This is a genomic window from Olleya sp. 1-3 (assembly GCF_002836085.1).
Taxonomy (GTDB): domain Bacteria; phylum Bacteroidota; class Bacteroidia; order Flavobacteriales; family Flavobacteriaceae; genus Olleya; species Olleya namhaensis.
In genome coordinates this window covers 63,765-76,797 of sequence record NZ_PJBW01000001.1, presented here as the reverse complement: position 1 = coordinate 76,797, position 13,033 = coordinate 63,765, and the positions used below count along the sequence as shown (strand labels likewise).

Here is a 13,033-nt window from a genome sequence, read left to right as displayed (position 1 = left end):
TAATATGAGAAAAGGGATACTTTTATTAGCAATAATAATGCTTATTTTCAGTTGTAAAACTGAGAAAAAAGAAGCACAAGACTTAGCCGAAAATCAAAAACCAAAGACTATGGAAACACCTTTTGTTTGGGAAGCAGCAAATTTATATTTTCTGTTAACGGATCGTTTTAATAATGGCGATAAAACCAACGATATTAGCTACGGACGTACAAAAGAAACAGGCGTTTTACGTGGTTTTGAAGGTGGCGATTTAAAAGGGATTACGCAAAAGATTGAAGCGGGTTATTTTACCGATTTAGGGGTTAATGCGATTTGGATGTCTCCAATTGTGGAGCAAATTCACGGAGCAACCAATGAAGGAACAGGAAACACGTATGGATATCATGGCTATTGGACTAAAGATTGGACTACTATTGATGCCAATCTAGGAAACAAAGCAGACCTTAAAAATTTAGTAGATGCGGCGCATAAAAAAGGCATTCGGGTGTTGCTAGATGCAGTAATTAATCACACAGGTCCAGTTACAGAACAAGATCCTGTTTGGCCAAGTGATTGGGTAAGAACGGGACCACAATGTGACTATAAAAATTACGATAATACAGTAACATGTACGTTAGTTGAGAATCTTCCAGATATAAAAACAGAAAGCAATGAGGCTGTCGCTTTACCACCTGAATTAGTCAAAAAGTGGAAAGCAGAAGGGCGTTATGAGCAAGAGGTTGCAGAGTTAGATGCGTTTTTTAAGGCAACGGGTTATCCTCGTGCACCTCGTTTTTATATCATGAAATGGTTAAGCGATTATATCACTGATTTCGGAATTGATGGTTATAGAGTAGATACCGTAAAACATACGGAAGCTTATGTTTGGCAAGAGTTTAAGTTGGTTTGTGATAACGCTTTCGCGGAATTTAAGCAGAACAATCCAGATAAGGTATTAGATGATACTGACTTTTATATGGTCGGAGAAGTTTATAATTACGGAATTTCGGCAGGAACTGCTTTTGATTTTGGAGACAAAAAAATCAACTATTTTGATAACGCATTTAATAGCTTAATCAATTTTGAATTTAAATGGAATGCGGCGCAACAAAAGTATGAAGAGCAGTTTAAGACCTACGATAGTATTTTAAATAATGAATTAAAAAAATATGGTGTTTTAAACTACTTAACCTCTCATGATGATGGGCAACCATTTGATAAAAACAGAGAAAAACCATTCGAAACTGCTACCCGTTTATTATTGTCTCCAGGAACTGCTCAAATCTATTATGGTGATGAGTCTGCAAGAGATTTAACTGTGGAAGGTACCGTAGGAGATGCGACCTTAAGAAGTAACATGAATTGGGAAGAATTATCTCAAAAACAGGACTTATTAATCCATTGGCAAAAACTAGGTCAATTTAGACGTAATCATCCAGCAGTAGGAGCAGGACAACATAAGATGATAAGCGAGACGCCTTATCTTTTTAGTAGAAGTTATAGTAAAGGAGAGTATAAAGATGACGTTGTTATTGGTTTAGACTTACCTAAAGGAAAACAAACTATTACGGTGTCTTCCGTGTTTGAAAACGGAACAACTGTTAAAGATTTTTATTCGGGACAAACTTTAGAAGTTAAAAATGGAACGGTTACAATAGTAACAGATACAAATATTATTTTATTAGAAAAAGTAAACAACTAATCTCGCAAATAACTAATGTCACACTGAGCTAATGTCACACTGAGCGCAGTCGAAGTGCTCATAAGTTATAAGTAAGATTTAAAGTAAAAAATATAAAATTCAAAAGAGGTAAATAAAACATCATCTCTATTAAAAACTACCAATGTCACACTGAGCGCAGTCGAAGTGCTCATAAGTTATAAGTAAAAGTTAAAGTAAGAAACATAACATTCAAGAGAGGCAGACAAAAATATCATCTCTATTAAAAACTACCAATGTCACACTGAGCGCAGTCGAAGTGCTCGCAAGATATAAGCAAGATTTAAAGTAAAAAACATAACATTCAAAAGAAGCAGATAAAAATATCATCTCTATTAGAAACAACCAATGTCACACTGAGCGCAGTCGAAGTACTCACAAAAATAATATACAATGAAAAAAATAATTTTATCCCTAGCAATCCTGACCATGTTTGCATGTAAAGAAGAACAAAAACAAACTGAAACAAAAGTAGTTTCAGAAGAAAAAGTAGCACTTAAATCCATATCGGATTCAGTTTTAGAAACTGCTGTTATTTATGAAGCTAATATCAGACAATATTCCCCAGAAGGGACCTTTGAACAATTCACAAAGGACATTCCGCAGTTAAAACAAATAGGTGTAAAAGTGATTTGGTTAATGCCTATTTTTCCTATTTCGGAAACAAAACGTAAAGCAACTGGAGGAGCAGATAGTAAGTTTGCATCTGAGTTTCCAGAAGCAGAACAAGATAAATATTTAGGAAGTTATTATGCAGTATCTGATTTTACTAAAATCAATCCGGAATTTGGAACGATTGAAGATTTTAGAACATTATTAACGACTGCTCATGATAACGGGATTTATGTAATTTTGGATTGGGTGCCTAATCATACAGGTTGGGATCACACCTGGTTAAAGACTAATCCAGAATTTTACACACAAAATGATAAAGGAGAAGTAGTACATCCTTTGGATACGGATTGGACGGATGTTGCAGATTTAAATTACGACAATCAAGAGATGCGTAAGGCAATGATTAAGGATATGAGCTATTGGTTGACAGAAGAAGGTGTTGACGGTTTTAGATGTGATGTGGCAGGTTCTGTGCCAACCAATTTTTGGCAACAAGCTATTCCTGAATTGCGCGCTAAAAAAGACATTTTTATGCTAGCTGAAGCTTGGAAGCCAGAATTGTTAGAAGACGGTTTATTTGATATGGGATATGGATGGGATAGACATCATGCCATGAACCATATTGCAAAAGGAGACAGCGATGTGTCAGAATGGTATACTGCGATGAAAACAGATGATGAGCGTTATGCAACTAATGATATTTTAATGAATTTTGTAACCAATCATGATGAAAACTCATGGAATGGTACTGTAAAAGAACGTATGGGAGAGGCTTCAGAAATGATGACAACCTTAAGTTTTTTAACGCCAGGAATGCCATTAATTTATTCGGGACAAGAGTTTGATTTAGATCACAGGTTATTATTTTTTGAAAAAGATAGTTTCCCGCATACCAAAGGAAACACGTGGGCCTTATTAGAAAAATTAGCAACGCTAAAACAAAGTAATAAAGCATTGTACGGAGGAAAAGCATCAGCAAAATATACACCGATTGATAACGGAACAGCTATCTTGTCTTTTTCAAGAACAAATGGAGGTGATGAGGTTGTTTTTATTGCTAATGTGTCTAAAGCAAGTGTAAACGCAAATCTGCCACAAAAAGGGCAATATCTTGATTTTATGACCAATCAAACGGTCGTGTTAAAAGGAGATGCTATTCCATTGGCTGCTAATGAATACAAAGTCTTTGTAAAGCAGAATTAACAGAATTAGTAGTGTGTTAGAAAAGTTGGACGTCGTGCCAACTTTTCTATTTTATAGACCTGAATTAATGGATTAAATAAAGGGTGTTTGTTTAAACTAGTTGAGGGTCAGTAGTGTTACCTGTTAAGTTAGAATGGCATTATTTATATTAAAAAATATGCTAAACCCTTTTACAATAGTGTTTAAGAGTCTTTTTTTGACTATTTTTGCAGACTATGCAAGAATTAAAACTTTCAGATTGGTTACCTACCACAAACAAAGAGGTGAAAATACGCGGATGGGAAGCACTAGATGTTATCCTTTTTAGTGGGGATGCTTACGTCGATCATCCAACGTTTGGTCCAGCGGTAATTGGGCGCATGTTAGAAAGTTTTGGCTTACGTGTAGCCATTGTTCCGCAACCAAATGTTAACGATAATCTTCAGGATTTTGTTAAACTAGGGAAGCCTAAATTATTTTTTGGTGTTACAGGTGGTTGTATGGATCCAATGATTAGTAATTATAACGCTAATAAAAAGAAACGTGATAAAGATGCGTATACTCCAAATGGAGATATTGGGTTTAGACCTGATTACGCAACATCAGTATATTCTAAAATTTTAAAAGATAAGTGGCCAGACACACCTGTTTTAATTGGTGGTATTGAAGCGTCTTTGCGTCGTGTAACACATTACGATTATTGGAGTGATCAATTAATGCCTTCTATTTTAGAAACTTCAAAAGCAGACATGTTGGTTTACGGAATGGGAGAACAACCCTTACGTGAAGTGGTGCGTTTACTTGAAAAAGGAGTGCCTTTTAATAGTATTAATACAGTATTACAAACTGCTGTTCTTTTAGATAAAGGAGACAGTATTCCTAAAAATGCAAATTGGGAAGATATCGAGATCTCATCCCATGAAGTATGTTTAAGTGATAAAAAACAGTATGCTTCTAACTTTAAAGTTATAGAGCAAGAGTCCAATAAATTGGCTGCTAGACGAATTTTTCAGAAAGTAGGAGAGAAGACCTTAATGATTAATCCACCTTATCCAACCATGACGGAAAAGGAGATTGATGCGTCTTTTGATTTACCATACACAAGATTACCACATCCAAAATATAATAAGCGTGGACCAATTCCTGCGTTTGAAATGATCAAGTTTTCTATCAACATTCACAGAGGGTGTTTTGGTGGTTGTAGCTTTTGTACCATATCAGCACACCAAGGAAAATTTATTGCATCGCGTAGTCAAGAGTCAATTTTAAAAGAAGTAGATACGGTTGCTAATATGCCTGATTTTAAAGGGTATTTAAGTGATATTGGAGGGCCAAGTGCTAATATGTATCAGATGAAGGGTAAAGTACAGTCTATTTGTGACAAGTGTGTTGCGCCTAGTTGTATTTCGCCAGTAATATGTAGTAATTTAGATACGTCACATAAACCGTTAACGGATTTGTACCAAGCGGTAGATAAGCATCCAAAAGTAAAAAAATCATTTATAGGTTCTGGAATACGACACGATATGTTGGTGCCAGAATTTAATAAAAATGCCGATCCTAAAGAGCTTGATGCTTATACGGAAGAGGTGATGACTAAGCACGTTTCTGGTCGACTTAAAGTGGCGCCAGAGCATACTAGTGATCCTGTATTAAAACTGATGCGTAAACCATCGTTTAAATACTTCCATAAGTTTAAAGAGCGTTTTGATAAGATTAATATCGCTAAAGGTTTAAAACTACAGTTGATTCCGTATTTTATATCTAATCACCCAGCGTGTGAGGTGGAAGATATGGCTAACTTAGCTGCCGAAACTAAGGATTTAGGATTTCAGTTAGAGCAAGTGCAAGGGTTTACACCGACGCCTATGACTGTTGCTACCGTAATTTATTACAGTGGATACCATCCATACACACTTAAAAAAGTAAATACACCAATTACACGTAAAGAGAAAGACGAGCAACACCGTTTTTTCTTCTGGTATAAAGATGAAAATAAAGCGTGGATCAAAAAGACCCTAAACAAATTAGGGCGTCAAGATTTACTAAAAGTGTTACTACCAGAGAAAGCAGAAAAATGGCGTAAAAACGCACCTAAAGGTGATGCTAAGAATACGTTTAATGATGCGGTTCCTTTTAATCAACGAAAAGATAAGGCTCAATTTAAGTCTAAAAAGAAACGTCGTTAAAAACAGACTAGTCATAAACAAAAAAGCCACTAATGTTAGTGGTTTTTTTTGTTGAATATCTTAGTGGTTCTTCTGAGTGGGTCGGACATAGCTGAGCGTGAACACCCCTGCGGTCCCCTCAAGGGGACATTGTTGCGGAGTGTTGCGTGCTGCTTCTTCATAAACTTTATACTTAATAAACAAACTAGCGCCATAACTGTTGATGTGATGGTTGTCCCCTCGAGGGGACATTCTGCCGGAGGGATGCGCGCTAAACTTCGTTATACATTTTATGTCCACCAATTTAACTAGCGTCAAAACTGTTGAGGTAATGGTTGTCCCCTAGAGGGGACTTTAGGGGTGTCCTTAAAACACATCTCCAAATAATGTTATATTTTTAACTCGTTAGTTCATAGTTAAATAAGCTTCAAAAGTATGTCTGGAGCTCATAATTACTTTAAGTATTCTACACAATGAGAAATAAGATTATCCCATACCGTTCAGACTTAAAATTGTTTGCAAGACAATTACGAAAAAATAGCACATTAACCGAAGTCTTACTTTGGCAAAATATAAAACAACGCGCTTATGGTGTTCAGTTTCATAGACAGGTACCGATGTTGAATTATATAACAGATTTTTATTGTCACGAAATTGGTTTAGTTATCGAGATCGATGGCTCTAGTCATGATCATAAAGTATTATATGATGCTAAAAGACAAGGCGAATTAGAAGCGTATGGTGTTACTTTCTTAAGGTTTACTAATGAAGAAGTAAAGAAAAACATGTTTAGTGTGTTGTTGGTTATTGAAGAAAAAGTTAAGGAGTTGAGTGCGTGACTGAAAATCAAGCCCTGACTAAAGCTGGGTGAACACCCCTGCGGTCCCCTCGAGGGGACATTGTTGCGGAGTGTTGCGTGTTAGGCTTCCTCATAAACTTTATGCTTATCAAACTAAAGTAGCACCAAAACTGTTGATTAGATGGTTGTCCCCTAGAGGGGACTTTAGGGGTGTCCGTAAAGAGCATACTAAAGCGTAACTAGTAATGTTGCGGAGTATTATGTGTTAGGATTCAAAATACATTTTATACTTGTCAAATAAACTATCACCAAAACTGTTGATTAGGCAGTTGTCCCAAAGAGAGAACCATTTCGGTGTCCGCAAAACCCACCTGTCATTAAAACTTGTTAAAAAAAAAGACTACCAATTTGGTAGCCTTTTTTAGCAGGTTATTTTAGATCATAGATTTTACTCTAAAATCATAAACGTTTTTTTCTTTCGACCATCACTCATCATAATAAATTTATCTGTTTCAAACGTTCCGAAATAAGGTAAGTAATACTCATTACCTCTATTGTCTTGTATTTTGTTGTAAGATACATCACCATTTATAGCATATTCAAAATCGTATAATGCTGACGATTCAAACCAACCTTTAGAGACTTTAGTTCTACCATCATTTTTCTCTGTAAGGTTTTTACCAGAATTTAGTATCACATGCAATTGGTCGTTCTTTAAAAAGGCGTTGTAAGATGGCGTAGTAGCTCTTTTAAAGATACTTCTTCCCCAATCAAGGTTACCAGAGGTATTAAATTTTAAAATCAAAATGTCATCGTAATGGAAAACGGTTTGCCAATACCCACCAGCAGTTCCTGTTTGTACATAAGTTTGTGTTACATAAAATTCTTCTGCAATTAAATAGGTGTTACCTTGACTATCGTTTAAGATGTAGTCAATTTCAAAATTGCTTAACTCTTTTTGCTTTTTCTTTTTTCTATTCGCTTTTCTGTAACTATATAAATCGTCAAATACTTGCTTTGGTAGCAGGTTCTTTTTTTGATTTGCAATAGTTAGATTATTGGTGTCAATAATAAAATCGCAACCCCCTTTTACACGATTTACATTTTTTTCAGAATAAAAACCTAATAGATGTAATTTGTTTTCTATTACAGAGATGCTTAAAGATTGGATATGATCGTCTTCTAAGCTGATTTTTATATCAGACACAGCAGACGGTGTTATTTTATTTAAAATAAATTGGTAATTAGCATCACCATTAAGCTTCTTTTGTCTTTTTCCATTGGTGAATAATTTACCTAAAGAAAATACAGTTTTATCATTTTCTATAAATAAATCGTTGTGTGTAAACGTGTTTGTTTCATCTTCTTGGTAAGACTTTTTAAATTCTAGTTTAAGCGTTTCTGCATCGTAAACATGTATTGTATACGCATTTCTGTTTTTCTTGATATTGTCTGTTGCAATAGCAAAATAGTTGCCATCTGGCGATATCGCAAAACTAGTATTGTGACGTCTGCTAGATCCAAAAAGACTTTGTTTTTTCTCTACCGTTGTTTCAAAGACAGTTACTTTTTTGTAGCTTTTGGTTTTTAAATCTAGAATATGACAATATAAAATACGATCGTTTTTATTGGGCGCATAAACGGTAAAAAGCTTTAGTTGGTTATTAAAATATAAGTCACCAACATAAGTTTCTTTTTTACTTACTTCTACATTTTTATTAAACATCTTTTCTTGATTGGTATCAAAAACATCAAAAAGCAAGGTTTTTTTACTGTTTCTAGCAATAACGGTTTCTCCTGTATTAGACGTGTATATGGCTAAAATATCATTAGATTTAACTTTGTCTTTATATTCGGCACTCTCACTTACTTTAAGGTTGGTAGTAGATTGAGCTATAATCAGGTTAGAAAATAGTAGTAGGGCAATTAATAACAGTTTTTTCATAGCGAATTTTAAATTGGTTTGTTTTTTAATGAAATAAAAATTATAAAAATTTGAAGTTTTAAAAGTATTGCTTTTAGTCATTAAAATGTAGAAATAGGTATGCTATTTACATATTAGTTATGATGTACTTTTATTAAAAGAGTGCTAATAAAAATAATAGCCCTATTTTATATGTGCATATGGCGTTTTAAAATATCAATAAGTAAAATTAGGAGGTTGTATGTATCTTTACGACACATTTAATTTATCAGGAAAAAGAGAGTTCTAAGTTAAAAGCTATTTAAAATAATATACCATGAAAAAACGACTACAAATAATTAACGGAGTTGCATTTGTTTGTGTAATTGTAATGAACTATTTATCTAACACAGGTTTATTAAATAACACAACCATTGGCGAAATCTCTAAAGACTATAACACATTATTTACGCCAGCAGGTTATGCGTTTTCAATATGGGGATTAATCTATCTGTTTTTAATTGGGTTTATAGTCTATCAAGGACGTAGTTTGTTTGTAAAGGTTAGAGACGACGCTTTTATTTTAACAACAGGTTGGTGGTTTTTAGTCTCTTGTATTGCTAATTGTGCTTGGATTGTCACTTGGATTTACGGTTACACCTTACTATCCTCAATATTTATCTTTATTATACTACTCTCGTTATTACAAATAGTGCTTAAAAATAAAATGGAATTATTTGATGCTCCAATTTCTGTAATTGTATTTTTATGGTGGCCTTTTGTAATTTATAGTGGTTGGATTACGGTAGCTAGTATTGCTAACGTCTCTGCAGTTTTAGTAAAATATAATTGGGAAGGTTTTGGATTGTCTCCAACATTTTGGACCGTTTTATTAATAGTAATAGCAACCATAATAAATATAGCAGTGACCTGGAAACGAAACATGCGCGAGTTTGCACTTGTTGGTGCATGGGCTTTAATTGCTATTTATGTTGCCAATAACGATGCTAATATTACTGTTGCTTATACAGCGCTAGTTGCGGCTATTATTTTAATAGTAAGCAGTTTTGCGCATAGTTTTAAAAACCGAAAAACAAATCCAGCAATTAAGTGTATGGAGTATTTTAGGGGTAAGAAATAATAAAATTTAACCAACAGAGAGTTTGGCAGCATCTTTCCATAAATAATTAGGCATAGGTTCGCTTAGCTTCCAATTGATACTCATTGGTTTGGAGCCATAATAATCTTTTATATCACCTTCTCCAATAAATACATAGCCTAGGCTATTGCCAAATTGATTTTTTGCTTTTTCTCTCACAAAAAGCAGGATTTTTTTATCTTCCTCTTTATGTTTTATGTAGGATAAACCCTTCCCTTTATCTGGTCTTGCTGAGTTTTGAGTTTGCCAATGGAATAATAATTCATTTACTGCGTAATCATCGTACATAGTCGTCGGAGAAAAGTTTTCTTCTGACTTTACAAGATTAATAAACAATATTTCAGTTTTTAAATCTTTATTCAAAGCAGTCCCTTCTCTATTTGATGATTTTTTATGAAAATCACTAAATCTAAAGGCCGAAAGTATTTGATCTCTAGTGTAACGCGCATGTAATTTTAATGGTTGTTGATATGGTAGTTGAATAGGTAGCTCTTTGAAATCTATTTTTTCAATTAATAATTCTAATACTTCTTTTATTTCTTCAACTAATACGGTGTTTAATCCAATTTGATTTATACTTTTTTCTATTGATTTAAAACCACCTTCTTTTTGCCAAACATCATAATGTAACATTAAAAGCATAGCTTTTTCATTGGTGTTTAATTCTGATTGTACTACTTTAAAATTCTGATTAGCAATTTTTAAAATGAAAATAAAGTAACTTAAAGAGTTTGTAGAGAACCATTTTTTAGAAATAGTAGAAACAATTGGTTTTTCGTTTTCTGAAGTAAAATCGTCTATTTTCCCCGCTAATTGACATAGGCGTTTCCAACTCCCCCTTTTGTATATTGATTCTAATGAAATATTATAAAAAGCAGTAAAATTACTAAGTGTTAAAGGTAGATTTGTATCATGCTGGAATTGTTGAATTTTTTGAATTAATTTGTTCTTATTTAAAGATGTTGCGGCAGATATATTTTTAAGAATTGTTTCTTTTGTCTTTTTTTCTAATATAATTGAGCAGCCTAGAGGAAGGTGAGGAAAATCATCTTCAACCTCTTTTAAAACAGTTGTGTTTGTTTTACCTATTAATGCTCTAAATTTACTTTCAAAATTATACTCTGGTTTTGAATTTCCAACAAAGTCTAAAACAGTTAAACAGTCTTTGTCTTCATGTAATCTTAATCCTCTTCCTAACTGTTGTAGAAATACTGTTAAGCTTTCTGTAGGTCTTAAAAATAAGACTGTATCTATTTCAGGTATGTCAATTCCTTCGTTAAACATGTCGACAACAAATAGATAATTAATTTCTTTTTTTTCTAATTTCTGACGTATAAAATCTCTGTCTTTACTGTTTTTACTTGTAAGATAGTCTGCTTTTAAGCCTGCCAATGTAAATTTTTCAGCCATAAATTTTGCATGTTCCATAGACACGCAATAACCTAAAGCTCTAACATCATTTATGTCTTTTGTATACTTTTCTAACGCATCCAGTATTTCTCTAACTCTTCTGTCGCTTTCTGTATATAAATTGGTTAGTTCATTAGCAACATATTTGCCTCTAACCCAGTTAACATTAGTTAAGTCGATACTGTCCGTAATTCCGAAGTACTGAAACGGGCATAGTAGCTTTCTATTCATTGCTTCAGGTAATCTAATCTCTGCAGCAATTTTATTGTCAAAATCCTCTAAAATATCTCCACCATCCATTCTTTCAGGAGTGGCAGTTAAACCAAGTAAAATTTTTGGTTTGAAATAATTTATTATTTCTCTATAACTATTTGCAGTTTGATGATGACATTCATCAATAATAATGTAGTCATAATATTCAGGGGTTAAACTGTGATTTTTAAATTGATTATTTACGGATTGAACTGAAGCAAATACAAATTCAAAATTATCAGGAACCATCCCGTCAACCCATAATTCGCCAATATTGTTATTGCGTAAAACACCTTGAAACGTTGAAAGTGATTTTTGAAGTATTTCTTTTCTGTGAGCAAGGAAAAGTAGTTTTGCTGATTTATTATTTTGTTTGAAACGTTTGTAGTCGAATGCAGAAATAACTGTTTTTCCAGTTCCTGTAGCTGCAACTACAAGATTGCGATGTCTATTATGTACAGTTCTTTCTACTTCTAATTTTTCTAACACCTCATTTTGATAAGGAAATGGTTTTATGTCAAAAAAAGTAGCTGTATTTGCATAAGGTTTACTAAACTTACTTTGTTTTAGTGCTTCCTGAAGCTTTTCTTTATGAATAGAATCATCAAATAACTCGAAGTCATCACTTTGCCAATAGGCGTCAAATGTTTTCTGAAATTTGTCGATTATATGACTGACTTCTTTCGTTGTAACTTTCAAATTCCATTCTAAACCATCAGTTAATGCAGACCTAGAAAAATTTGAAGAACCTATATATGCAGTGTGAAATCCTGTGTTTCTATAAAAAAGATATGCTTTTGCGTGTAGTCTTTCGTTGTTAGTGTTGTAAGATATTTTTACTTCTGTGTTTGGAAGTTTCGAAAGTAATTGAATTGCTTTATAATCTGTTGCTCCAATATAAGTAGTTGTTATTACTTTTAGTTTCCCGCCACGTTCTGTGAACTCTCTCAATTCTTTTTCAAGAATTATAATTCCTTTAAACTTTATAAAAGAGACTAGTAAGTATATTTCATTTGAAGAGAGAATCTCTTTTTTAAGTTCGCTTTCTAATGATAGTCCACCATTACCTCCTGTGAATAATTCGCTTTGTGTTAGTCTTGTGTATGGAGTTATTTCTTTTAGTCTTAAATCTAAATTTGAAAAATGAGCATCTGTTTTAGAAAATACTGCTTTTAAAATTTCACCTTCAACATTAATTAAGTCGTCATTAAACTCTTGTTTGTTTAATTCGTCTTTAAGTAATTTAATTATTTTGTTAGCGATTTCAATCTGTAACTCTGCTTTACCTTTTATAAGCTGAAAAGCGTGCTTTAAAGTTTTTGCTAAATGTTTAGATAAAACACTTGAAGCTTCTTCTTTATCTAAGACGGTTTTTTTTAAATAGAATTTATTTTTATCAAGTTTGTCTAAGTTTTCAGATACTAATTGGGTTATTAATTCTTCGTATATTCCTTGATTCATAATGATAAATATTCTTTTAAAATTGGCAAGTCTGCTTCTGCCCAATCTAAATTAATCAAATCATTTTTATCAGCAAGTAAAAAGTTGCAATGTTCTCTTAGTTCTAATTCGCCTGATAGATATTCAGTAATAAAAGGAATCAATTTTATTTTTAAATTTGGGTATTGATGAGTAACAGGAGTCAATCTTTCTTTGACTTCAATTTTAATATTTAACTCTTCTGAAATTTCTCTTTCAATACATTCAATTTCTGTTTCTCCTTCCTCAATTTTACCTCCTGCAAATTCCCATTTTAATGGTAATTTCATTGTTTTACTTCTTTGGACAGCTAAAGTTTTGTCTCCAAATTGAATGATAGCACAAGTAACATGGATTGTTCTCATAT

8 protein-coding genes are annotated in these 13,033 nt (G+C 33.1%); 5 read left to right on the top strand and 3 right to left on the bottom strand.

All coding sequences use genetic code 11. The features are described 5' to 3' along the window. Positions 1–4 precede the first annotated feature (4 nt). From CXF54_RS00285 to CXF54_RS00270, 4 genes are all read left to right on the top strand, one after another. Entirely contained in the window at positions 5–1,681 is a 1,677-nt protein-coding gene (locus CXF54_RS00285) for an alpha-amylase family glycosyl hydrolase (protein WP_101201983.1), read from the top strand. A 411-nt stretch (positions 1,682–2,092) separates the two neighbouring features. Further along, positions 2,093–3,517, top strand: coding sequence for an alpha-amylase family glycosyl hydrolase (locus tag CXF54_RS00280; RefSeq protein ID WP_101201982.1), 1,425 nt, complete (start codon positions 2,093–2,095; stop codon positions 3,515–3,517). Positions 3,518–3,732: 215 nt separating this feature from the next. Continuing rightward, positions 3,733–5,685: a YgiQ family radical SAM protein gene (locus CXF54_RS00275; protein ID WP_101201981.1), complete on the top strand. Its 1,953-nt coding sequence runs from the start codon at positions 3,733–3,735 to the stop codon at positions 5,683–5,685. Between the two features lie 452 nt (positions 5,686–6,137). After that, entirely contained in the window at positions 6,138–6,503 is a 366-nt protein-coding gene (locus tag CXF54_RS00270) for an endonuclease domain-containing protein (RefSeq protein WP_101201980.1), read from the top strand. A gap of 408 nt (positions 6,504–6,911) precedes the next feature. Here the strand turns inward: CXF54_RS00270 and CXF54_RS00265 are convergent, their stop codons facing one another. Next, positions 6,912–8,408, bottom strand: a complete 1,497-nt coding sequence (locus CXF54_RS00265) for a hypothetical protein (RefSeq protein ID WP_157823360.1) — start codon at positions 8,406–8,408, stop codon at positions 6,912–6,914. A gap of 295 nt (positions 8,409–8,703) precedes the next feature. On the opposite strand from CXF54_RS00265, the gene CXF54_RS00260 reads away from it, so the two are divergent. Beyond that, positions 8,704–9,507, top strand: coding sequence for a hypothetical protein (locus CXF54_RS00260; RefSeq protein ID WP_101201978.1), 804 nt, complete (start codon positions 8,704–8,706; stop codon positions 9,505–9,507). A gap of 6 nt (positions 9,508–9,513) precedes the next feature. Here the strand turns inward: CXF54_RS00260 and CXF54_RS00255 are convergent, their stop codons facing one another. Together CXF54_RS00255 and CXF54_RS00250 are read right to left on the bottom strand one after the other, a co-directional pair. Continuing rightward, positions 9,514–12,648, bottom strand: a complete 3,135-nt coding sequence (locus CXF54_RS00255) for a DUF3427 domain-containing protein (RefSeq protein WP_101201977.1) — start codon at positions 12,646–12,648, stop codon at positions 9,514–9,516. After that, the gene (locus tag CXF54_RS00250) at positions 12,645–13,031 is read right to left on the bottom strand and encodes a (deoxy)nucleoside triphosphate pyrophosphohydrolase (RefSeq protein WP_101201976.1); all 387 of its coding nucleotides are present in this window, start codon (positions 13,029–13,031) and stop codon (positions 12,645–12,647) included. Before CXF54_RS00250 ends, CXF54_RS00255 begins: the two co-directional genes overlap by 4 nt. Positions 13,032–13,033 lie beyond the last annotated feature (2 nt).